The following is a 24933-nucleotide window of genomic DNA, read 5'->3' on the forward strand; positions in this document are numbered from 1 at the left end:
TCTAATCGTGAATTATGATGAATAAATCTGTTACACTATCCCTCACGTCATCCCAGTGCGTGACACTGGGATCTTGGTTCAGTACTATTATCCTATTGTTTTTATTATTTAGCCATAGCTTGTTTGCTAATAACTTTGTTTCAACAAAATCAAATAAGATCAACATGAGAACAGGACCAGGGTTTCACTATCCTGTAAAATGGATATACACTTGCAAAAATCTGCCCCTGAAAGTGATAGAAGAGTTTGAGAGTTGGAAAAAGGTCTGCGATATAGATGAAGACTGCGGATGGATAAAAGGCAATCTTCTTAGTGATAAGTGCTACGCGATTGTAAAAGAAGATACTTATGGATATCAAAAACAGAGTGTAGACAGCAAGATTACTATGAAAATAGACAAGTTTGTTGTAATGAAAATAGAAAAATGTAACGAAGAATGGTGCTTTTTTTCCACCCCAAAACGCAAAGCATGGGTACAAAAAAAACATATATATGGGGTTGATTAGGTTGACAAAGGATCTGGACTAACACTAGTTTCCGGACCTTCTGTAGCATGCTCTTCATGTGAAGCAGAGGATGCACTGACTTCTTCATGCTCTGGAGACTGTACAGGGCTATCACAGAAACTCCTTAACATCTCCTCAGCGGATGAATCTAAAATTTGTACAATAGACTTTTCACTTTGTTCTTTTAACGATTGATCAAACCTAGAGATCAACTTAGAAAACTCGCTACCTGATTTTTCAGCTTCGCTTTTTATTTTACTTTCTATACTTGCAATATTACCTTGTTCAATTTCTTCTTTTGTTATGTTGAATGAATTTGCAGCATCTTGATATCCAATCTTGCAATTTCCACAACCAATTATGCAAAAAGCAATAGAATCAGATATTTCGCTTGCAGCCCACTTATGTATAGCGTAAGCCAAATAATTGGCATGGTATTTAATGCTAAATTGTTGTTCTATTAACTCAGAAATTTTATTCTTTAGAGACATAAAGCACCCTCCTTACATTCGTTATACCTTTTTGTTAAAATGCGACAATTACACCATTTACTACACACTTTACTTTAATTAATTATTAAAACAAGAGCATAATTTTCAGAGCTACGATTTAGAATCTTTTGGCTCCAATCCTAACAATTCTTTTTTGATTTCTTCTTCAATCATCTTAATTATACTCGTGTCAGCATCACCTGTCAAAAAATCCCTAACATTCCCGAGATCATATCGATTTCCTATCATTTTTTCAATAGCATCATTTATTATGTTTATGTCAAATCCCTTTATAATAGGCGTTACCTTCACATACCCTGCAGAACCTTTACCATAAATTTTTTTGCTTTTATCAATGCAACCACCTGCACCAGGTTTACTGCTGCTTCTAAAACCACTGTTACACTCTACTGTTTCATACTTGATTTCACCATTTTCTATATATGCTATCCTATTATCTTCAGTAAACTGCAATCCTTTTACTATAGTTTCTTTTTTTAATTTTACACTATCATCAATTATTGTTTCCATATAATCCCTATACCGACCTTTATACTCATACTCTTTATAGATGCCTCCACCTCCCATAGTGATTAAATCCTTGCACTCTTGTTTGCCTAAACGACACTTTCTTATAAAAATAGGACCCCCATCCTTATCTGTGTATCTCTTTTCTCTGTTACCTCCTCCCTCTGAAACTTCAATGTCAATGATAGGATAATCAGGATCAATTTCCAATTCAGCTTTAATATAATCTCCTGGCATTCCTGCTCTAGTTTCAGTGGAACAGGCATTCTTCTTGGTGGCCGCCCAATCTATCTGAGATTTGCAGTAAGTGGGTGTATCTTTTATGTGACCTGCTTCACCACATCCCCACACTTCTATTTCAACACGGCTAGATGTTATTTGTGAGCCATCCACATCATGATTTCCACTTCCAAAATCATGGGACTTTTCGCTCTTTTTTTCCGGTTCTTTCTCGATTATCTCTTTTGATTTCTCTTTTAATTTTTCTTTTAATTTCTTTTTGAGACCTTCTAAATCGAACCTACACAATTTATCAGCGTAAAAGACCTCTGTTCTATCTGCTTTAATCGGTTGATCTTTTAATTGTGTACACTTTTGTACTTCATTTTTTTCATCTCTTAATACTTTACCATCCTCATCTTTACAATCCTCTTCTTCATATCTTAAGTAAAATGGCTTATCATCTTCATTTTTATTCAAATATTGTTTTGAGCGACTACACACCCCATTAAAACAGATGCAACCATCATCACCTTGCTTACATCCTTCTTTATGTTCTGTATCTATCAACTTATATACTACTTTGACTTTATTGTTTATAAATTTTTCATCTATGTCTTTATCGTGATCCACGCAGTAACTGCATTTTCCCTTTTCCTGTTTATTTTCGTCAGGGAAGAAAACATACCCTTGCTTATTAAATATTATTTGATCCAACCAATTTTGAGGTTTTGTCAAAGGGTCAATTATTTCCTTGCTTGGAAGATAATAGAACTGATTTGATTCCTTGGAGTAAACAGCATTGTATTTAGTATATCTTGTTCCCATTAATTTTAGTGGTATTATTTTATTTTCTCTTTCAAGAACAAACTCCTCTGGTTCTGGCTGCCATCCAGAAAGACAAAGCATTTTACTGTTAGAATTTCCTTTATACTTTACTTCTATTTCTGGTTGTCCTAAGTTGTTCAATTTGCACTTATTCCCCTGAAACTCTTTACATTCCGTTTCAATATCAGGAACATAGCCATATTCTTTCAGAACTTTAAATTGTTGCGGATTACTTTCTAATATACCTTCTATAATATTATCAATATAACTTTTTTCGTTATCACTATCAGTTGTTTTTGCTACTATTGCTGGTTTTACTACTTTTAAAGATAGAGGACCAATATTTACAGGATGTTTGTGGTCGGTATTAACATTAAAAGTACATAAACCATCACTGTAGGTTCCACGTGCTTCATAAGTACAAGCGCTCTCACTCATCTTCATTCTTATCTTTAACGTGTCACTCTGCTTTCCAGACGCGTTACTTTGTACTATTTCTACTACTTCAGGCTCTGGAGTAGGTGGTGCCGGGAAGCAGCGGACGAATTGCGGATTTTTTTCATCTATACTTTGAGTTCCAAGGTATTCAGCGCAGAGCTGGCCCTTTTTTCTATAGGTTTTGAAGTAATAGTGAGTATCCTTATCTGTAACAGTATATGAGTGATTTGGAATATTCTCATTATTTGAAACAACGTGTGGAAAACCTAACCCTTTTCTTTCCTCCAGTCCGCTAATCATCACTCCAACTCTTGGATTAAAGTAATCATTGTCTTTATCTGTTACAGGAACAATTCTAACTTGTGGAGGTGACATCGCAAGTTGTTCACAAAATGGAGGTGGGCCAGGTGCAAGTGGTATAGGAGCACATTTTACTTTTTCCTGATAGCAAGTATCACAGGTATTTGCCATATCTCCAGGACGAAAAATATTTGCTCCTTCACCTATTTTAATAAAATATGAGAGAAAACTATCCATGCAGGCTGCTTTTTGGCTGCAAGCACATATTTTAGGAGAATTAGCAAATTTCCTTTTTTCTTCATCAGTAACATTATCTACCCACTCCCACTCGAGACCTTTCGCAATCCCTTCCTTAAATTTTCCATCATTTAACACTGTATCTCCTTCCCAGTCGATAAAAACTGCTGCAAAAATTCCAGCTCCACTTGCCTGTTTTCCATATATTTGGCGGCAGGATGTTCCTTTACCTAATTGATAGCAGTTATCTTTTCCTTCGTAATCACAGACTTGAATCCTTGGATTGAAATAACCATCAATTCCTTGGTCTTTTATTGCTGTGACTCTAATGTATTGTAATAACTTTTCATCAAAATCTAGATTGCTCCAATTAAAGGTAAAAAAATTTGCTAAGCCTTTTCCAGTTTTGTTAGCTGCAGCTTCAGCATTAGTATGAAAACGTATACTTCCACAGATATCAGAATATCCATTACTTGCAATTAGCAAAATTAATACTAGGAAAAAAAATTTAGCTTTAAGCTTTACACTTCTCATAAAACACCGGTAACCACTCATTAACTTCTTCTCCTTTTTCTTTTATTGCCTCATACATATACTTTATAGTCTCTTTGTTAGCTGAAAGTACATGTATTTCTTGCATATCCTTCAAATCCAGATTTAAGGTTACTAATCCTTTGTACTGTTTTATCAAAAATAAACCTTCCTGTGTTGGCGTCTGCAGAATTATATTCAGCTCCTCTTTCGATAGAGAAAATGCTTTCATGTATAATCTATTTGCATTGACGTTCGGCATCAAGATTCTTGTATCAACATGTTTATCTAAATATTGAGTAAATTTGCTAGCAAATGCGAGATTTAAATTTTCAGTACTTAGGATTACTACAACATTTAGTTCCGTCATTCTTTGCATCCAGTTATCAAACTCTTTCTCTGTAGGAAAAATATTACTTATCTCCCATGCTTCATCCAAAACAAGTATTGCAGGCGAGCCATCACATTTTGCCTCAAAAGAATATAAAAAATAGTAAAGTATCACGGACATACATTCCTTTTGTTTTGTAAGGTTTGCGGTGTTGAGAGATATAATTTTTGTTTCCCAGTCAATATCTGATTCATCACCATCTTGAAATAAGTAAGCAAACTCACCACCATCACACCATCTATTTATCTTACCCCCAAGGAGCAAGAGCACCTCAGAAATTTGTGAAATAGAACGTGATTCCTTGGGTATAGCAAATATAGAATCTACAATTTTTCTTATCTTTTCTTCTACGTCCACCAAGCTCGTATCGGCTACCATTCTTTTGATCAGTTCAACCAACATATTGCGATTGGAAGCACTATCTTCAATGTTTAGTGGATTAAATTTTAGGCTTTTGTCCTTATACTTCGGATCGATTATATAATATTTACCACTCACTGCTTTAGTAAAAATTATCGACTTTCCAGTGTTATCCAATATGACAATTCTTGGGTTAAACTTTCTTGATTCTGATAATAGGAAATTAATGAGTGAAGTTCTGCCTGAATTTGGAGCTCCAAGTATCGTAGTATGGCCATTATTTCTTTTTCCATGGAAATTAAAGAAGTAAGGATTTCCTTCTTTTGAGAAAAAAACTGTTACCGCTTCTTTCCACCTTCCTCCTTTTAATGTACCTGACGTAAAATCATGCAGCATAGCAAAACTGCAAGCATATTTTGCTAATATATTTTTTGGTTGTGTAATGAAAGTAAAATTGCCCGGAAGTTGTGCCCAAAAATGACTTTCCATATGTAAATCAGTTCTAAATATCATGAAGCCAACTAATGACATTATAGAAGATAAATCACTAATATTTTTGGCTAACTTATTCCTATCGTCTGCAAATATTGTAAAAATAATTTTCTGTTGGCAGAAGTCTATACTAGAGGTCTTTTCAAGCTCTATTATTTCTTCAATTCCTGAGCTTTTAAGTAAGGTATTATCCTCACTAATTTGCAGCATGTTAATTTGTTTGTTAAATTCTTTTATTGCCTTACTATTACTAGTAAATATCATTATTTCTGTAATGATAAATTCAGATTCAAGCTGCAAGCACCTATCTATATTGCCTAAGGGGATTTCTCGGTATTCCTTTATGCTGAAAATAGAGCCAAATTTCTGTTGATTCTCAAAGATTGTTTGAAACGTATTGAAACCAAAAGCTACTTTAAAATTTCTAATATATTGCGACAGGTCCCCTTCATGTATTGGATAATCTTTGTGCGTTAATGTAACAATATAGTGGAGAAATTCTATCATTTCAGAATATATTTTACCTTCACTAAACCTTAGACCCAGTTTTTTAGCTCCAAAAGGTCCTAAATCATTTTGAATTAAGTCAGTTATCTTTTGCAACTCTTGGTGGCTTTCCTGTAAAGACAGCTTATGCTTATTCTTTATTCTATTAAAAAAAAATGAATTATTAGTATGCTTGCCAAAATCGCTAAACAATATTACAATATATAATTCATTTATATACCGTAATTTACTATCAGTGAGTTTATCAAACCGCGCTGAATGTAGCTTATCAGAGAAGTCTTCAGTTTTATTCCATTTTAAGCTCAACTTATTGCGCTTTCTAACGGTATGAATCCAAACGGTAAAATATAGGCTATTAATATTTTTTGATATACTTTTTCTAATTTCAGTTCTAAGGTCGCTGTAATTATCAACAGAAGAATAATCTTCTAACTTGATTATTTTTAACAATTCCCCCTGTTTTGTTAGTATAGTTTCTTCATCGTAGTGACAAGCATAAGGAATAAAATCTAAATCAATGCTTTCTAGTAATGCTAAGTTGTTCTTTTTCTCAAGCTTATGGTTAATTGCTGGTACTTTTAGCTGCATATGCGTATTCAATAAAGATAATTAAAAAAGATAAAAATACTATCTTAATTTTTATCTTTTTTTTCGCTATCGGATTGTAATTTTATATCTTTTGTAAAGTTAAATTTTTCTTTTAAGTAGTCTGTTGCCTTTTCTGTACTACCGAACATCAGGACCAGTACACCAAACATTATCATAAAAAAGATTAGACCTCTGAATACTACTGCAAGTATCACCGCAGCTATACACAACCCTATGATTGTTGAAGGACTCATATTTTCTACAGTATCTTTAATTGAAAATGAAGAAATAAAATTTTTTACCGTTTCTTGTACATCCTTTAATTCATCACTCGCCGAACTTGCTTCGCTAGAATATGATGCAAAAATGAAACTTAATAAGGCTATAAAAACCAAAACTTTATTCAATTGAGTGCGCATCAACTAAACACCTTTTAAACATTCCTCAAATATAACAACTTTTATATCAATAGGCAAGAACTGAATTCACTTATCCACTACAAGTAACACATATTTAATTTTTACAGATGCGAACATGCTGTAAGCTCTTTATCATCAACAGGACAACTCACATTAATGGACGTTAATTTACTTGATAGGAAGTTTGAATGCAATTCAGCTACTGCTGCTATAGCAAACACTACAGCCATAGCAAGTAGTCCTGCTCCTATCAATCCTGATGTCATTGCTCCTGCAACAATGCACCCTATTGTGGAGAGAGCACAACCTGCTACAAGTGCAACGTGAAGATTTCTGTTATTGGGTTGTTTTGTAGGTGGAGTATCTTCACCCTTTTTCTTATTCAAAGGAAATTTCTGCACGATTGTAATGGCGTTTTTTCTGTCCCTTTTTTCTTCGGGTTGCATTGAATCTTTTGCCTGGCTGCCTGTCATCTGAGTAGTTTGACTATTTGGATCCATACTTTCTTTTTCTCTGGATCCCAGTGTCACGCACTGGGATGACACCTGTGGCTCTTCTTCTGCAGTCTGCTCTGGTTGCATTTGATTCCCAGTATCTTCTTTTTGTGGATCGTTATTTTCTCCAGCAGAGCTTAATATTGAGCTCACACTGCTCCTTCTACTACTTATTGGTGATTCTAAACTTTCTTCACTCGGTTTGCGTGAACTTACTCCACTATCTGAGTTACTAGCACATACTTCTTCTTTAGTTGGACTTTCTACATTATTTTCTGTCATCCCAGTGCTTGACACTGGGATCTCTTCTTTTATGGAATTAATAGGTTGTTCTTCTATTTTTGAATCTTTATTGCTGCTCCTTTTAATAATCCCTGAAATTATTTCTAATATTTTCCCTCTTCTTGTTGGTGATCTTTGTAATTGTTCTCTTTCATTGTTAGATACTGAAAGCTCGACCTCTAATTTCATTACCTCTGTTTCCAACACTAGAAGAAATTTTTTGGTGTAATAATTATAATATTTTTCTTGCTCTTTCAGTGATTCTTCTAATCGAATTAATACCTTAGGATCAGCATCTTTCTCGAACAATTCTATGCATTTTTTGATAGTTCCATCTCCCTTTTGTGGGCTTGCATATTTGTGATTTTCTTTTGTTACCTTTTTGTATATAATTTCATGCAATGATTGGTTAATACCTTTTTCATTATTCTTAGGGTTTTTTAAAGGACTTAGCATAGACTCCTCCATACATAATAAAATGTATAGATACCTCTTTAGCATTAATTTTACATTAAAACTGGACAATTATGCCGTATTATGGATAATTGCGGCAACTTGCTTATTGTGAGGTCGCTTAACTATTTGCTTTCTGGGCTTTCTACTTCTACAGATTTGCGTTCAATATGATTGCTTGCCTGTTGAACTAACATATCCACTACTTCTTTTACAGGCTTTTCCCTATCAACCATGCCAACACTTTGGCCAGCCATCAGAGATCCAGTTTCAACATCTCCTTCAATCACCGCTCTTCTTAAAGCTCCAGCCCAGAACTTTTCTATTTCAAGCTGCCCATCTTCTTTTGAGATCTGTCCCTTTTGATATTCATCAATAACTTCTTTTTGACGCCTCATGAAGTCATCGCTTGCTTTGTTGGCTATAGCTCTTACTGGAATTACAGGAAAATCAGCACTTATCTGTACAGAAGGTATTGCATTACGTGCGGCTGATTTAATAAACACTTCCTTAAAATTTTTGTGGGCAATTGACTCATTAGTGCAGACAAATAATGTACCTATTTGACAGCCACTTACTCCCATTTCTAAGTAATTAACTATCATTTCACCTCTGCCTATTCCACCTGCGACAAACACTGGTATTTGTTCATTTTTAAAATGAGGCAATATTTCTTGTGCAAGAACAGAAGTGCTAACTGGCCCTATGTGCCCGCCTGCTTCCATCCCTTCTATTATTAATGCATCTACTCCCATTTTTACTAACCTTTTCGCAAGGCTTAATGCTGGTGCAAAGCACATAACTTTAATGCCCGCACCCTTGATTTTTTCTATATTAGGCTTTGTTGGCAGTCCACCGGCAAGAACTATGTGGCTCACTTTCGTTTCAATGCACACATCTATCAACTCACTCAACTTTGGGTGCATAGTAATTAGGTTTACACCAAATGGCTTGTTAGTTAATTGCTGCGTCTCTATGATTTCTTTTTTTAGCAAGTCTGGAAACATTGCACCACATGCAATTACACCAAAGCCGCCAGCGTTTGAGATTGCTGAAACCAAATTCCTCTCTGAAACCCAGCTCATAGCACCACCCATTATCGCAAACTCACTACCAAGAAAATCTGTTCCTTTTTTCCAGAGGCTACTTAACATATAACCTATATCATACGTTTAAAAATGTTTTGTTTATCTATAAATGTGTGTTTCAAAGCGCCAAGTATATGTAAGATTATAAAGAGTACCATAAAACATGCAAGCATCGAATGTAGCTGATTAGCCGTGTTAGCTAGGTCTTTGTTTTGATTAATCAACAAAGGGATATGAAAAAAATACTTGATCTTTTTGCCAGAAGCAGAAGACATAACATAGCCAGATAGTGGCATTAGCACCATCAAAGAATATAAACCAAAGTGTACTGTTTTACTTGCATTGATTACAAACCGAGAAAAATTTGCTGGAAGTGGTGGAACATAAGTAAAGACGCGAAAAAATATGCGTACTATGATTAATCCAAGAATAGTGATACCGCAAGCCTTATGAATAGCGTATATGTTGAACTTAATTTCATTGCTAAGTGGTAAGCTTTTCATATAAAGTCCAGAGCAAAGCATACCGATAATAAAAACAGCCATCAACCAATGGATAACTCTTAAACCTAGGCTATATTTATTATCTTCCATTTTGATTACCCTAAAGTAGCATTTATATAATAGAAAAACTATTTTTCAATCAAAATTATTAAAGCAATTTAGATTTACCGACAATGTAGCTATACAAATTCGACCCAGCCGAGAGTCAAGTAGCAGGCACTGGCATCTAAGTCATAGAAACGGATTAAATGCAAAACTTACTTGACACCCTTTGCCAGCCCCCTTATCATGAAACTGAAGCTATTTATTTATCTTCTCTGTACAGATTAAATGACAAAAAAACTCAACGTATCTGGCGTCTCATGTTTAATTTTTTGCACTATGTGTACCTTATGTCTTTATCAAATTTCTAGGTTTTTACCTATATAAGCTGAAATACGCTTATAAAGCATTTAAAACATTAAAAAACGCCAACTTAAAAAATGGATAGTGAATAATTAGCTACCCTAGGGTTTCTTTTGCCTTTTTTTCTGTTTAGTAAATTTCTTAATGTTTGTAATTTAGATTAGTTGCGGCTTAAAAGCACTAAATCGCGGTTATTAAGTGTTTAGAATAAAAAAACGCCATACTTGAAAGTATAATGTAAGTAATTAGCCAACCACGGGGCTTCTTTTGCCTTTTTTTTCGTTTGGTAAATTTCTTAATGTTTATAACTAACATGAACTGGGCAGTGCGTGACGTTAATTTCTATCCAAGAGGGTGTCATGCCAGTGCTTGACACTGGCATCCAGTCTTTATTATGCAGCCACTTGGTTAGAATTAAGTCTTCTGGATCCCAGTGTCAAGCACTGGGATGACATCATCATAAAGGAACCAGTGTCAGCTACTTGAATGACATCATAGGGACACTGGGATGACAGGGGGGAGAGGCTACTTGGATGACACCATATAGGCTACTTAGAGGACCCAAAAAGGGTGTCATTCCAGTGCCAAGCACTGGAATCCAGTTTTCCATATAATCTCATTGAAAATGTTGTAACCACTTTCTGTGCTAGTTTGCTTGCTTACAAGCAAACTTTCCTGGATCCCAGTGTCAAGCACTGGGATGACGAGAAAGGAGCACTGGGATCTAGGAATTTTATTAAGTTGGTAAGCATAAAAGTAGCCGTTTTATGCTAAAATACAACGTTTTGATGATTATGGAAATGCTGAATCCCAGTGTCACGCACTGGGATGACAAGAAGAGGGCACTGCCCTCTTGGATGGAAACCAGTGTCAGCTACTTGAATGACACAGTTTTTGCTTAAACCCGTAACGTTCGTACATTTTGCTAAAAGTTTAAATATCAACATCATGCACGTTGAGTGCATTGCTATTAATAAAATCACGGCGTGGTTCAACTATATCACCCATTAGTATTGAAAATATGGAATCAGCTTCTTCACAATCTTTTATTTCAACCTTCAGTAAAGTTCTAGCCTCAGGATTTAACGTAGTATCCCATAGCTGATCAGCATTCATTTCACCAAGACCTTTAAATCTCTGCAGAGTTAAACCCTTTTTACCATAGTCCATTATTATTTTTGCAAGCGTACTTGGAGAAGTGATTCTTATTTCAGTTTCTTGTGACTTTAAAAATGAATCACCATTAAATAAATTACTTATACCATCAAGCAAACTTAATATGTTTTGCATATCTTTGCCTTCAAGCATACTAAGTGCAAATATATATTTGTCTGCCAATCCTTGAAACAATTTAGAGATGTGCATTTCTTTTTCTTCATCTTTTATTTCCACTTCCCAAGTATATTCGCTGTACATTAACTTCAAATACTTTAATATCTCATCAGCCGATGATAGAGCATTCTTTTTGCTTAAAATTAGCAATGACTCTAAGAGATTTTGTGGTATTTCTCTATCATAATTTTTGCTAATATTAGAAATGCTAACGCATTTATTCAAAATAAGGCGCAAATCGTTAAATTCTGTAGCTGTACCACTTAGTGTTAATCTTTTAACTGCTGAGTTTATTATATACTCTTCAAAAGTTTCGTCATCTTTAATATAAGTGTCTTTAGCATTCTTTGTAACTTTATAGAGGGGTGGCTGTGCTATGTATAAGTAGCCTTTTTCAATAACTTCACGCATGTGTCTAAAAAAGAAAGTCAGAATCAAAGTTCTGATATGTGAACCATCAACATCTGCATCTGTCATGATGATAATTTTATGATATCTAGCTTTTTCAATATCGAAGTGTTCACTCCCTATTCCAGCACCAATTGCAGTAATTAAAGAGCCTATTTCTGCAGATGAAAAAATACGATCTAAACTTACACGTTCTACGTTTAGAATTTTTCCTCTTAAGGCAAGCACTGCTTGTGTTTTACGATTACGCCCCTGCTTTGCAGTACCACCTGCTGAATTACCCTCTACTATAAATAATTCCGATAACTCAGGAGCTTTTTCCTGACAATCAGCAAGCTTTCCTGGCAGAGTTGCAATATCAATATTGTTTTTGCTTTTAACTAACTCTCGTGCTTTTCTTGCGGCTTCTCTTCCTTTTGCTGACCTAATTGCTCTTTCTACTATGCTTGCCGCCAATTTGGGATCAGTTTCAAGGATTGTGCTCAATTTATCAGAAACTATACTTTCTACAACTGCACGTGCTTCAGAACTAACTAGTTTATCTTTTGTTTGTGAAGAAAACTTAGGATCAGGCATCTTGAGAGATAAAACACAAGTTAAACCTTCTCTAACGTCCTCTCCAGTTAAATTTACTTTTGCTTTCTTTAAAAACCCTTCATTAGTTGCATAGTTATTGATACATCTAGTTAGTGCAGATCTAAATCCTGCCAAATGCGTACCACCATCTCGTTGCCGTATATTATTAGTGAAACACAACATATTCTCATAGTAGGAATCATTCCATTCCATCGATATTTCCAAGCTGATGCCAAGATCTTCTGCATCTCCTTTCATACTGGCAATTTTAGTTACATATGTCTTATTCTTATCTAAGTACCGCACAAAATTCGCTGTACCAAAATTGTCTTTAGATTGATTACTCTGATTGAAATGAGATTCTGTATATGGTTCATTGCGCAGATCACGTAAAGTAATGTCGATATTTGAATTTAAAAATGCTAATTCTCTTATACGACTTTCAAGCGTTGAGTAACTGAAATTAATGCCATTAAAAGTCTCTGTTGATGGCATGAACGTGACTTTAGTTCCTCTTTTGTTTGTATTTTCGTTGACTACCTTTAAAGGTTCAATAGACTCACCATCTTCAAAACGTATAAAGTGTTCTTTCTTATTGCGCCAAATAATTAATTCCAACCAGCTTGATAATGCATTCACAACTGAGATTCCAACACCATGTAATCCCCCAGAAACTTTATAGGTATTACTGTCAAATTTACCACCAGCATGGAGTTGAGTCATTATTACCTCTGCTGCTGATATTCCTTCTTCTTCATGAATGTCAGTTGGAATGCCACGACCATTGTCGGTTACTGATACTGAACCATCTTTATTTATGCTAACTTCAATTTTATCACAATATCCAGCTAAAGATTCATCTATTGCGTTGTCAATAACCTCATATACCATGTGGTGCAAGCCAGATCCATCGTCAGTGTCACCAATGTACATACCTGGACGTTTCCTTACAGCATCAAGACCCCTTAAGATTTTTATTGCATCGGCATTATAATTATTTTCCATTAGATTGCTTTATTTATACAAGTTAATTGATGTTACATTCAGATATACTAGTTAGCAACATTTTTAAACTGATAACCCATGTTAAAAGCACAACTTTACGAGTATCTGTTCAGATGCATGGCTAATGTACAAATACTGAAACAAAAATTCCAGTGCTCCCTTTCTTGTCATCCCAGTGCTTGACACTGGGATCCAGATTGGGCACTAAGTTGGTAAACACGAAAGCGCTTTACAACGTTTTTGATGGAACTGTGTGAAAGGACTGGATGCCAGTGTCACGCACTGGCATGACACCCATTTGTTCCTATAGTTGTCTTTTCTCGTCTACCTTATTTTGCCACTCTGCTGAACAGATACCTTTACGAATGTTTATTTTTGAAGACAGCAAATAGTGTCATTCCAATGCGTCTTCCTGGTGAAGATTAAATTATAATGCTCATGCAGTTGCATGCTCGACTAATTAACAGAAAAATCTATAATTCAGTTTACGTATTTTCTTATCTCAACCAAAATCTTATCAGATTGACTTTCGTCTGAATTTAAATCGGCTGCAAAGTGTGTAACATATTTTCCTCCAGGGCCAATAAGATATATTATCGAAGAATGGTTGATTTCTTCTTCTCCACCAACTTTGCTAGCGTATACTTTATACTTTGCAATTACTTCGTCTATTTTTTCTCTTTCACCAGTTAGCATTTGTATTCTGCGGTCAAATTGCTGTTGAAATTCTTTAAGTCTTTCCGTGCTATCGCGCTCAGGATCAACTGTGATGAAGAATGTTTGTAGCTTGTTGTTAGTTTTCTCATCTAACTTTGCAAGTGTTTCTGAAATTATTCCAAGGTTCATAGGGCAAATTCTTTTGCATGAGGAAAACCCAAAGAAAATCATCATGTATTTATCTTTAAAATCACTACTGCGCAGGATCTGTCCGTCCTGATTAATTAAAGAAAAATCTCCTCCTATCTTAACTTCTGCGTTGTGAATCGCTGCTGGGGCAAATATGCCTTTTTTAGTGAAATAACAATAACCTAAAAAAACAACTGCTAATGCTGCTAGCACATTAGATAACAATCTTATAAACCTTACCATTAGAATGCTCTCAGTAAAATTAAATTGTATCTTTATTGGTTAACCTACTCAATATATTTATTCCAAAGTGTATTGTTAATTTTGTCTAACAGTTTCTTATGTTCATCAATTTCTTCACTATTTGGTGAATGTTCTCTGGGAGTTAGATTACGCACTTTATGCTGAACGAATGTGGAGTTACTGTCCTGATTGCATTCATTATCAAACAGAAAGGTTTGTAACCCTCCTGTAAGTTCAACATATACCTTTGCAAGCAATTGAGCATCAACTAGTGCTCCGTGCAATTCTCTATTCTCTAGCGATATATCAAAACGCTTACATAATGCATTCAAAGAAGCAGGTGATCCTGCGAATTTTTTCCTCGCAAGAGGTAATGTATCTAGCACTCTATCTGAGGAAATTAACCCGGCATTCAGCTTGCTTAACTCCATGTTAAGGAACTTAACATCGAATTCAGCATTGTGAATTACCAAAATATCATTAGATATAAAGTCAAGAAATTCAAGTGCAACATCTGAAAATAATGGTTTATCTTCTAAAAATTCTTCACTAACACCGTGAATCTTAAACGAGTGATAAGGTATATCTCTTTCTGGGTTAAGGTACCGATGGAATACTTTACCTGTTGGAATGCGGTTAATTAATTCCACACACCCTATTTCAATAATTCGATGACCAGATCCAGTGTCAAGACCTGTTGTTTCAGTGTCAAGTACTATTTCGCGTAGCTTGCTTTCCATTTCAAATAAAACTAATCTTACTTGCCATTTGTCTTATCATTATTTGTCTTTTTATAGTGAATAGAAACAAGCAAACAGCTTGGGTCTGATGAATTAACATTTTTTTTGAATTGCCATACATCCTCAACTTTATTAATGGTGGATGTACTACCTGATATGATATCTCCTTTATTATTTTTAACGAAGTTAATTTGCTCTGAAAGGAAATATACTACAATAAACACCACATTTTTTACTAGCTTTATTTCTAAAATCTTTTGTGAAACGATAGAAACAATTATAGACTCGTGCACCTCTTTACGATGTTTAATCTTCTCTACGAAGTTGTTGTATAAATCTTTATCCAAGAGAGATTTTAACTGGGGCAGATTTCCTTGATTGAAATATTTTATTATTAATTCAAAAGCTATGCTTGAACCTTCTATAAAGTGGGAAATGGAGAAGTTCTTGTTTTTTTGTAATATTTGTTCATAAGTAACTTTTATTGAACTTTTGTTGTTGCTATCAATGTAACCCTCAATGTTTTCTACTACATCTTCTCTACTTTGACTTACATCCAATACACTAGTTAGGTTTTTTAGGTTGGCTGACCTTCCTAAAGAATTATACAAACGTGAAAGAATGAACGCCGCTAATAAAGCATATATTACAAGCTCTATCATAGTAACTCAACTCCTTGGCATATAAAGTATCCGAATATTATTAATTATTAATGAAAATATGTTTTTCATATCAACTTATAATCAGGTTTGCTATTCGTTTGTAAATGAATATATTATATAAGAAAGTATTAAATATCTCAACTTAATTAAAGGAGACGTAAGAAATGCCACAACAAAAAATGAGAATTCACGGTCAATATGTTAAAGATCTATCGTTTGAGAATCCGAATTCGCCATTCCTTTCTTCTAGTAGAGCTCCCGATATTAATGTAATGGTTAATATCAATTCAGCGAAATTAGAAGGAATGGAAAACAAAGAAGGAGCGAATGAAGAAAAATCTTTCCATGAAATTACTTTACATATAGAAGTCAGAGCAACAGTAAAAGATGAAGGCATAAAAGATGGTGTAGCTTTCATTTGTGAGACGAAATATTGTGGTATTTTTTCAATAGAAAATTTTAAAGAGTTGAGTGAGGAAGAGGTAAGACAAGCTTTGTTTATTGGCGGACCTACTTTTCTTTTCCCTTTTGCAAGAGAAATAATTGCAAGAGTTACAAGTAGTGGTGGATTTCCCCCACTGATGCTAGATCCTATAGATTTTGAAACTATGTATGAGCAGCAAGGTCAACAACAAAAAAGTAACGGTAGTAATTCCAATTTTAACTAATACAGTATAATATATAGCTGAAAATAGCTGTGCTACTGAGGTACCAAAGGAGGAAATATCTGAAATGAGGCAGAATATGCGTAATAATTTTGAATGTGATCTATATATTCAGTTGTCATCCAAATGTACTTCATCCTTGTCATCCAGGTGCAAATTATTCTTGTCATCCCAGTGCGTGACACTGGGATCTAGTTCACAACTGTACGAACGTTGCAATGTGACACGATGTTGCATAATAAATGATGTCATTCCAGTGCGTGACACTGGAATCCAGTTCTTATTATACAGCTATCTGGTGTACTTATTTAAAATTAAGTTTTCTGGATCTCAGTGCCAAAGCACTGGGATGACACCCTTCCTGGCGGAGATTATTCTCAAATCACAATGTTCGTACAGTTGTGGATCCAGTTTCGTTGTTCAATTTCATCAAAAGTGTTGTATAGCGTGCTTATTTGCAATCAAATTTTCTGGATCCCAGTGTCTGGGCACTGGGATGACATTGGTAGTTATGCTTACTCTACTGCAACACGTGACGTTCGTACAGTTGTGTGTCACGCACTGGAATGATATCATTAGTTGATTTTTCACTTAAAAATGGTTATGCAGGATGAATAATTCTTTAAACGCAAAAACGACTTTAAACATTGACGGGAAGTCATACAACTATTTTAGCCTAAGTAGTGCTAGTGAATTTTTAGGAATAGATGTGACTAAATTGCCCTGCTCACTTAAGGTTCTGCTTGAAAATTTATTACGCAATGAAGATGGAGTAAACGTAAAGCTGGATGACATAAGAGTACTAGCAGACTGCGTTAATAAACACACTAATCACGAAATTAGCTATAAACCAGCAAGGGTGTTGATGCAAGATTTTACAGGGGTTCCTGCTGTTGTTGATCTAGCTTCAATGCGGAGCTATGTTAAGAAAAATGGAGGAAACCCGAGCAACATAAATCCGTCTGTACCGGTTGATCTTGTGATTGACCATTCTGTTCAAGTAGATAGTTATGGAAGTGTTTCCGCATTCAGTAAGAATGTTGAGCTAGAAGTAAAAAGAAATTTGGAGAGATATCAATTTTTAAAGTGGGGGGAATCGTCCTTCACAAATTTTAGAGTAGTGCCGCCTGGCACAGGGATTTGCCACCAAGTGAATCTTGAATATTTAGCGCAAGTTGTGTGTAATAATGATGGAGTCATATATCCTGATACTTTAGTTGGTACTGACAGCCATACTACAATGGTTAACGGATTATCAGTTCTTGGTTGGGGTGTTGGAGGTATAGAAGCTGAGTCTGTGATGCTTGGTCAACCAATTAGTATGGTGATTCCAGAAGTAGTTGGATTTAAATTAATTGGCAGATTATCGGAAGGAGTAACTGCGACTGATTTAGTGCTGACGGTTACCAATATCCTAAGAACAAAAGGCGTTGTTGGTAAGTTTGTAGAATTTTATGGTGATGGTTTAGATTATTTATCTTTGGCAGATAGAGCCACTATAGCAAACATGGCCCCGGAGTATGGCGCAACTTGTGGATTTTTTCCAATTGATCAGAAAACACTCGATTATTTACATTTAACAGGGCGACCAGAAGAGCTGATCAAATTAGTTGAAGTCTATTCAAAAGAGCAGGGATTGTGGCGCAGCAATGACGAATTAGCATTTTTTGACACACTAGAGCTTGATTTATCAAGCGTGAAGCCAGTAATGGCTGGTCCCAAAAGACCACAAGATAAGGTTTTTCTTTCACAAGTGGCAGAGTCTTTTTCTAAATCATTTTCAGTTAATGAGTCAAAGGAAAGCGATAAACTCCAAGATGGAAGTGTAGTTATTGCAGCAATAACAAGCTGCACTAATACTTCTAATCCAAGTGTGATGATTGCTGCAGGTCTTGTAGCTCGTAATGCAATTAAACTTGGATTAAAATCAAAGCCTTGGGTTAAAACTTCTCTTGCTCCAGGGTCACAAGTTGTAACAGAATATTTAGAAAAGTCTGGATTGCAGGTAGATCTAAATGCTTTGGGTTTTAATCTAGTTGGATATGGTTGCACAACTTGCATTGGGAATTCTGGTCCACTTAATAAAGATATAGAAGATGGCATTAAAAACAAAAACTTAACCGTTGCTGCAGTTTTATCTGGCAATCGTAACTTTGAAGGAAGAATTCATCCGTTAGTCAAAGCTAATTACTTGGCATCTCCGCCACTTGTTGTTGCATATGCACTTGCTGGTACTGTGCAAACTGATTTGACAAAAGATTCAATATGCAAAGATAAGAATGGAAATGATATCTATCTCAAAGATATATGGCCAACAAACAATGAAATCGAAGATTGCGTTAAAAGTGTAGTAACACGTGAGATGTTCATACAAAAGTATAAGGATGTTTTTTCTGGTGATGAACATTGGCGAAAGATAAAGTATGAAAAAAGTGAAATCTATAATTGGGATGCAAACAGCACTTACATACAAGATCCGCCCTATTTTGATAATTTATCACCTAAAAATAATAAAATCGATATAAAAGGTGCACAAATATTGGCAATGTTTGGCGATAGCGTAACCACTGATCACATTTCCCCTGCTGGAAATATTGCTTCAAGTAGTCCTGCAGGTATATATTTAAAAAATCTTGGGATTGAGCCACAGGACTTTAATTCGTATGGATCTCGTCGTGGTAACCACAATGTAATGATGCGTGGGACTTTTGCTAACATTAGAATAAAAAATGAAATGGTAAGCATCGAAGGTGGATATACAAAATATATTCCTTCTCAAGAAACGATGTCAATTTTTGATGCAGCAATGCGTTACAAGGAAAATAATGTACCTCTAATCATTGTTGCAGGAAAAGAATATGGCACAGGTTCAAGTAGGGATTGGGCAGCAAAGGGTACTTTATTGTTGGGGATTAAAGTTGTAATTGCAGAAAGCTTTGAGCGTATACATAGGTCCAACTTAGTTGGCATGGGTGTTCTTCCACTTATATTCCAAAATGGAATAACCAGAAAGATATTTGATGGTAGCGAGGTAATAAGCATAAAAGGTGAAATAGTGCCAGGTGGAAATCTAGAATGCGTCATCAAAAGAAAGGATAATTCAAAGCAATCAATTCAACTCAAATGTTGTGTACAAACCGCAACTGAGATTAAATACTTGATGTGTGGTGGAGTGTTGAGCTACATACTTGCACAATCCTTTTAAAGTTATTGCAGTAAGATTATAGCAGTATTGGAAGTTTATTGTCTGTAAGTTTTAAGTAAACACGCAATTGTATCTGTTCAGCAGAGTGGCAAAATAGGTAGACAAGATAAATCAAAAAATCAAGAAAAAGTGAGTTTACAACAAATGATGTCATCCCAGTGCCCAGACACTGGAATCCAGCTTTTTCATAATCATCAAAACGTTGTATTTTAACATAAAACGGCTACTTTTATGCTTACTAACTTAATAAAATTCCTGGATCCCAGTGTCTGGGCACTGGGATGACACCATTTATTGTAAGGACTTACCTCACATTTACTCTATGATTATCTTTTTAGATCACCTTGTCTACCTTATTCTGCCACTCCGCTGAACGGATACGTTTTTTTGCCTTCAGGCTTATAACTAAAACTACTGTACCACCTAAACAAGCACAAATTGGAATGGTACTAAGAGCATATTGATAAGCATAAAGATCATACAACTTAACCCCATCTTCACTTAAAGTTCCAGACCAAGATAAGTCTAGGATTTTGCCTATCACGGTGTGGAAAAATGAACCACCTAACATGTTTATGCTGTTTAAAAATGCTGTAACAGTCCATAAATTTTTCGTCTCTACTAATTCGCTACCTACAGCAAACATTATAACTTGGTAGCAGCACATAATCCCTACAGAGAAAAGGAGACAAGATAGTGCAAGTGCATCGTATGTTTTGTTCATTAAGAGTAATATAAAAGCTGGTGCCGTACTGAATCCGCACATTGCAATAACGGTATAATTACTCAATTTTTTGCTGAGCCAAGCTAATAATGGTCCACCAAGAAGTATACCGAAAAATATAAATGACGCAATACCAGCTGCATCACCTCTGTTTAAGTTATAGGCTGTCGCTAGATATGCAACTCCCCAAACATCAGCAAGTCCTTCTAATGAGCCTGCCATCAGGAAATTAGAGAGGGCCAAACACCAAATCAATCGGGAAGTAAGAATAGATTTCAAATTACCTATTCTAAATTGCTCGTCTGAAGCCATAACTTTTGTATTTTGTGGTGGACACAAAGCAAAGTATGCTGCAAAACCAATTATTATTGATATTACTCCAAGTGTTAAAGCAACATTTTGCCATTCATAATTTTCTATTAGTAAACTTATGGGTTTGCCTCCGTAAATCGCACCCATAAACCCCAAGGTAAATGAAAAACCTATCATCCTTGCATATTGATCTTTAGGAAACCACTCTGAAACTACCTTAGAAACACCTAAAAACCCAGTTGCAGAGCATGCCCCTATTAAAAATCTACCTAATACTGCCAAGTAGAAATTGTTTGTATATGTAAACATTAAAGTAGCAATACCACAAAACGTAGCGGACACAAATACAACATATCGTGCACCAAATCTATCCAGTAAAATTGCAATTGGTATTTGCATTCCAGAATAACCACAGTAATAAAATGCTGCAAGTACTCCAAAGTGGCTAGCACCTATAGAGAACTGATCTATGATCTGATGCATCATTAGTCCAGGCCAAAGACGTAAGATAAACTGATATGCAAAAAAAGATAATGGAAAAAACCACATAAAAAATGGCAAACATCTATGTTTAATAGTAAGCATAAAAACCTCAATTTATTAATTATTTAAAAATTTTGACAATGAAAAAGAGCTGTAAGGATATGTACCGGCCTTAGCCGACAATAATGAAAGAAGTAATAATGAAATTAGAATGCTTGTAGTACATCAAACTTTAAGTTATAAATATAATTCTTATTTTATGCTACTAAGCTTTGCCATAAAGTCAACAACTTTATTTCTGTAATATCACATTTATGGAAATTTTTTTCAAAAAGGTAGAGATTTTAAGAAAAATTAAAGGAAGGGAGCGTTACTAATTCCTCACAAAACTGCACTTGCGGCTCCCATTTAGGCTTCTTCATCCTAGCCCTTTTGTAAATAACAATTTGCTCTGTGCAAAGTTATGATATAATTTCACCATACATATGGTGTCGGAGTATTTTTTGGAGATAATTATATATGATAAGTTCTATACAAGAACCTAATGAACTCAGAAAACGTTTACAAGGATTTTATCGTACTGATGAAAAGAGTTATATACGTTATCTTGTAGAAAAAGCAGAGCTTTCAGCTGATTCAAAAAATAGAATTTATAATATAGCAAAACAAGTTATTGAAAAAATCAAACACAATAAATTAAGTATTGTAGATTCCTTTATGCAGCAATACTCGCTTTCCAATGATGAAGGAATAGCATTGATGTGCCTTGCTGAATCGCTACTTAGAATACCAGATGATTATACAATAGACGAACTAATCAAAGATAAAATTGCCAATCAAGAATGGAGTAAATATTTAGGATATTCTTCTTCAGTGTTCGTCAATGCTTCCACGTGGAGTTTAATGATAGGTAGCAGTATATTGAGAGATAATGAAGGCGATTCGAAGTTCTATTACGCAATTTCTAAGTTACTTAAGAATTTAGGAGAACCGATCATTCGCAAAGCAGTAAAACAAGCAATGTCTATGCTTGGTAATCATTTTCTTGTTGGAGAAACCATAGAAGAAGCTTTAAGGTACGCAAAACTAGATGACAATAGTAAGTTTTTATACTCTTTTGATATGCTTGGCGAAGCTGCTCACACAACTGAGGATGCAGAAGAGTATTTTAATTCATATATGCATTCAATAAAAGCTATAGGTGAATCCACTGAAATAAATGATTGTTTTAAATCGCATGGAATTTCAATCAAATTGTCTGCATTACATCCACGTTATGAATTCAGCCAATTCGATAATATAGCTGAAGAGTTGAGAGCTAAACTGCTAGAGCTTTGTCATGAAGCAAAAAAATACAACATTTCATTATGCATAGATGCAGAAGAAACAGAAAGACTTGAAATTTCCTTAATCTTGTTTGAACAATTACGGCTTGATGAATCACTTTCTGAGTGGGAAGGGCTTGGCTTGGCTGTGCAAGCATATCAAAAACGTGCTTTGTCTGTTCTTGACTTTGTAGAGGATGTTGCTATTCGATCAAATCATAAAATTATGGTCAGACTTGTAAAAGGTGCATATTGGGATTCAGAAATCAAGCGTACGCAAGAATTGGGATTAAATGATTACTCAGTATTTACAAGAAAAAGCTATACTGACGTATCTTACCTCGTGTGCGCACAGAAACTTTTGAGTAAACCAAACAGCTTTTACCCATGCTTTGGAACTCATAACGTCTATACTTTTGCTTCTATCATGGAACTTGCTGATAAAAACCACCCTGGATTTGAATTTCAACGCTTACATGGAATGGCAAAAGACTTATATGATTATGCAATGTCAGAGCTTGCAACAAATGTTAGCTGTCGTGTCTACGCACCCGTTGGGGAACATAGTGACTTGTTGCCTTATCTTATAAGACGCCTTCTTGAAAATGGAGCTAATAGTTCGTTTGTTAATCAAATAAGTGATCCTAACGTTAAAATCGATGAGTTAATTTCAGATCCACTGGAAAAAGCTATAAATTTTAATTATGAACCTCATCCAGGCATTCCATTACCACAAGGTATTTTGGGACCAGAAAGAAAAAATTCCTTGGGAATGGATATTAGTGATTCTGTGATAGTTTCACAATTTGCAGATGATATAAAGGATTTTAGTGAAAAAAAGTGGCAAGTTGGACCAATAATTGATGGAAAGGCACTATTTGATAGTGCTGAATTTATCGAAGTAGTGAATCCTGCACATTTGGAAAATATAATTGGAGAAGTGTCAAGTGCAACAAGCGATCAAGCTTTAAACGCTCTTGAAATAGCACATAGTGCTTTTACTAAGTGGCAGAATGTTTCAGCAGTAGAGCGCGCTAAATACCTCGAAAAAGCTGCGGATTTGCTTGAAGAAAGAATGAGAGAGTTGATTTACATTCTGATTGTGGAAGCAGGAAAAATTTTATCCGATGCAATAGCAGAAGTAAGGGAAGCAGTTGACTTTCTGCGTTATTATGCAATGATAGCAAAGAATGAACTGAGCGACTGGAAAAAATTGCCAGGTCCAACAGGTGAAGATAACTTCATCTTTTTTGAAGGCAGGGGAGTTTTCTTATGCATATCACCATGGAATTTTCCACTTGCTATTTTTCTTGGGCAGGTTTCAGCTGCACTTGCAGCAGGTAACACGGTGCTTGCAAAACCGGCAGAGCAGACACCTATTATTGCTTATGAAGCTGTTAAGATACTACATGAAGCTGGGATACCAAAAAATGTGTTACACCTCATTCCTGGGGATGGTGGATATTTAGGCAAAATATTAGTTTCAGACAATAGAATTGCCGGAGTAGCTTTTACTGGCTCAACACAAACTGCTCAAATAATCAATAAAATGCTTGCAAATAGGGATGGTCCTATCGTACCACTTATTGCTGAAACAGGAGGGCTCAATGCTATGATAGTTGATAGCTCTGCTCTTTTAGAGCAAGTGACTACAGATGTTGTGCTTTCTGCGTTTCGCAGCACCGGCCAACGCTGTTCTGCACTTAGAGTGCTGTTTATTCAAGAGGACATAGCAGAGAAGCAGATAAAAATGATATGCGGTGCAGCGCAAGAACTCAAGATTGGTGACCCAATACAACTTAGTACTGATATTGGTCCAATAATTGACAAAGCATCTATCGATATGCTAACTCAACATACGCAAAAAATGTCAGAGGACGGAGATTCAAATCTGTTATTTAAAGTACCCATGGATACAAATTCTCATAATGGTTATTTCTTTCCTCCATATATTTATGAGATACAAAAAATTTCGCAATTAAAGCAAGAAGTATTTGGTCCTATTTTACATATCATACGTTTTAACAAGTCACAATTAGATGAAGTTATAAGTGATATAAATAGTACTGGATATGGACTTACGTTTTCTTTGCAGAGTCGTATACAAATTCAAATTGACACTATAAGTAAAAAAATATCAGTTGGAAATGTCTACATCAACCGTAACCAGATAGGTGCAGCAGTTGGGATACAACCATTTGGTGGTAGAGGACTATCTGGCACTGGGCCAAAAGCTGGTGGTCCTCATTATTTACAGCGTTTTTCTACAGAAAAAGTTGTAAGTGTTAACACTACAGCATTTGGTGGTAACACTACACTTATGTGTTTGGATTAATTTGCGGGCCCT

At 35.2% G+C, this 24933-nt stretch carries 21 protein-coding genes and 1 pseudogene; 5 read left to right on the forward strand and 17 right to left on the reverse strand.

Features of this window, described 5'->3' with window-relative positions; translation table 11 throughout:
• Positions 1-14: 14 nt before the first annotated feature.
• Positions 15-506: an SH3 domain-containing protein gene (locus tag OPR57_RS06635; protein WP_265036368.1), complete on the forward strand. Its 492-nt coding sequence runs from the start codon at positions 15-17 to the stop codon at positions 504-506.
• On the opposite strand, the gene OPR57_RS06640 is transcribed toward OPR57_RS06635, so the two are convergent.
• The 7 genes from OPR57_RS06640 to OPR57_RS06670 form a co-directional block, all read right to left on the reverse strand.
• Positions 503-997, reverse strand: a complete 495-nt coding sequence (locus OPR57_RS06640) for a WBM0748 family T4SS-associated protein (protein WP_265036369.1) — start codon at positions 995-997, stop codon at positions 503-505. The genes OPR57_RS06635 and OPR57_RS06640 overlap by 4 nt on opposite strands.
• 111 nt (positions 998-1108) lie before the next feature.
• Positions 1109-4081 carry a hypothetical protein gene (locus tag OPR57_RS06645; RefSeq protein WP_265036370.1) on the reverse strand — a complete coding sequence of 991 codons (2973 nt, stop codon included), beginning with the start codon at positions 4079-4081 and terminating at the stop codon, positions 1109-1111.
• Positions 4062-6416 carry a VirB4 family type IV secretion/conjugal transfer ATPase gene (locus OPR57_RS06650; protein WP_265036371.1) on the reverse strand — a complete coding sequence of 785 codons (2355 nt, stop codon included), beginning with the start codon at positions 6414-6416 and terminating at the stop codon, positions 4062-4064. The genes OPR57_RS06645 and OPR57_RS06650 overlap by 20 nt, the downstream gene beginning before the upstream one ends.
• A 44-nt stretch (positions 6417-6460) precedes the next feature.
• Positions 6461-6835, reverse strand: a complete 375-nt coding sequence (locus OPR57_RS06655; protein WP_265036372.1) for a hypothetical protein — start codon at positions 6833-6835, stop codon at positions 6461-6463.
• Positions 6836-6936: 101 nt separating this feature from the next.
• Positions 6937-8067: a hypothetical protein gene (locus tag OPR57_RS06660; protein WP_265036373.1), complete on the reverse strand. Its 1131-nt coding sequence runs from the start codon at positions 8065-8067 to the stop codon at positions 6937-6939.
• Positions 8068-8189: 122 nt separating this feature from the next.
• Positions 8190-9218: an NAD(P)H-dependent flavin oxidoreductase gene (locus OPR57_RS06665; RefSeq protein ID WP_265036374.1), complete on the reverse strand. Its 1029-nt coding sequence runs from the start codon at positions 9216-9218 to the stop codon at positions 8190-8192.
• Positions 9219-9223: 5 nt separating this feature from the next.
• Entirely contained in the window at positions 9224-9745 is a 522-nt protein-coding gene (locus tag OPR57_RS06670; RefSeq protein ID WP_265036375.1) for a cytochrome b, read from the reverse strand.
• A 644-nt stretch (positions 9746-10389) separates the two neighbouring features.
• On the opposite strand from OPR57_RS06670, the gene OPR57_RS08085 reads away from it, so the two are divergent.
• Positions 10390-10512, forward strand: coding sequence for a hypothetical protein (locus OPR57_RS08085; RefSeq protein ID WP_410541033.1), 123 nt, complete (start codon positions 10390-10392; stop codon positions 10510-10512).
• 26 nt (positions 10513-10538) lie between these two features.
• Here the strand turns inward: OPR57_RS08085 and OPR57_RS06680 are convergent, their stop codons facing one another.
• From OPR57_RS06680 to OPR57_RS06710, 7 genes are all read right to left on the reverse strand, one after another.
• Positions 10539-10670: a hypothetical protein gene (locus tag OPR57_RS06680; protein WP_265036376.1), complete on the reverse strand. Its 132-nt coding sequence runs from the start codon at positions 10668-10670 to the stop codon at positions 10539-10541.
• Positions 10634-10756, reverse strand: a complete 123-nt coding sequence (locus tag OPR57_RS06685) for a hypothetical protein (RefSeq protein ID WP_265036377.1) — start codon at positions 10754-10756, stop codon at positions 10634-10636. The genes OPR57_RS06680 and OPR57_RS06685 overlap by 37 nt, the downstream gene beginning before the upstream one ends.
• Positions 10757-10830: 74 nt before the next feature.
• Positions 10831-11010: a hypothetical protein gene (locus tag OPR57_RS06690; RefSeq protein WP_265036378.1), complete on the reverse strand. Its 180-nt coding sequence runs from the start codon at positions 11008-11010 to the stop codon at positions 10831-10833.
• Positions 10994-13381: a DNA topoisomerase (ATP-hydrolyzing) subunit B gene (gene gyrB / locus OPR57_RS06695; protein ID WP_265036379.1), complete on the reverse strand. Its 2388-nt coding sequence runs from the start codon at positions 13379-13381 to the stop codon at positions 10994-10996. Before gyrB ends, OPR57_RS06690 begins: the two co-directional genes overlap by 17 nt.
• 480 nt (positions 13382-13861) lie before the next feature.
• A complete protein-coding gene (locus OPR57_RS06700; protein WP_320157489.1) occupies positions 13862-14470 on the reverse strand; it encodes an SCO family protein in 609 nt (202 codons plus the stop codon).
• A 44-nt stretch (positions 14471-14514) separates the two neighbouring features.
• Positions 14515-15210, reverse strand: coding sequence for a DNA polymerase III subunit epsilon (gene dnaQ, locus OPR57_RS06705; RefSeq protein WP_265036381.1), 696 nt, complete (start codon positions 15208-15210; stop codon positions 14515-14517).
• 17 nt (positions 15211-15227) lie between these two features.
• Entirely contained in the window at positions 15228-15872 is a 645-nt protein-coding gene (locus tag OPR57_RS06710) for a Tim44/TimA family putative adaptor protein (protein WP_265036382.1), read from the reverse strand.
• 164 nt (positions 15873-16036) lie between these two features.
• Here OPR57_RS06710 and secB point away from each other — a divergent pair, with 164 nt between their 5' ends.
• Positions 16037-16540, forward strand: coding sequence for a protein-export chaperone SecB (gene secB, locus OPR57_RS06715; protein WP_265036383.1), 504 nt, complete (start codon positions 16037-16039; stop codon positions 16538-16540).
• Between the two features lie 198 nt (positions 16541-16738).
• Here secB and OPR57_RS08205 read toward each other — a convergent pair.
• Positions 16739-16867: pseudogene (locus tag OPR57_RS08205) on the reverse strand (WPE palindromic element domain-containing protein); the annotation flags it as partial.
• 280 nt (positions 16868-17147) lie between these two features.
• On the opposite strand from OPR57_RS08205, the gene acnA reads away from it, so the two are divergent.
• A complete protein-coding gene (gene acnA, locus OPR57_RS06725) occupies positions 17148-19742 on the forward strand; it encodes an aconitate hydratase AcnA (RefSeq protein ID WP_265036385.1) in 2595 nt (864 codons plus the stop codon).
• A 16-nt stretch (positions 19743-19758) separates the two neighbouring features.
• Here the strand turns inward: acnA and OPR57_RS06730 are convergent, their stop codons facing one another.
• Together OPR57_RS06730 and OPR57_RS06735 are read right to left on the reverse strand one after the other, a co-directional pair.
• Positions 19759-19896 carry a hypothetical protein gene (locus tag OPR57_RS06730; RefSeq protein WP_265036386.1) on the reverse strand — a complete coding sequence of 46 codons (138 nt, stop codon included), beginning with the start codon at positions 19894-19896 and terminating at the stop codon, positions 19759-19761.
• A gap of 180 nt (positions 19897-20076) precedes the next feature.
• A complete protein-coding gene (locus OPR57_RS06735) occupies positions 20077-21363 on the reverse strand; it encodes an MFS transporter (RefSeq protein WP_265036387.1) in 1287 nt (428 codons plus the stop codon).
• A 417-nt stretch (positions 21364-21780) separates the two neighbouring features.
• Here OPR57_RS06735 and putA point away from each other — a divergent pair, with 417 nt between their 5' ends.
• On the forward strand, positions 21781-24921 hold the full coding sequence (putA, locus tag OPR57_RS06740; RefSeq protein WP_265036388.1) for a bifunctional proline dehydrogenase/L-glutamate gamma-semialdehyde dehydrogenase PutA: 3141 nt from the start codon (positions 21781-21783) through the stop codon (positions 24919-24921).
• Positions 24922-24933: the final 12 nt, after the last annotated feature.

Origin of the sequence: Wolbachia endosymbiont (group A) of Anomoia purmunda, assembly GCF_947251545.1 — a bacterium.
Lineage (GTDB): Bacteria > Pseudomonadota > Alphaproteobacteria > Rickettsiales > Anaplasmataceae > Wolbachia.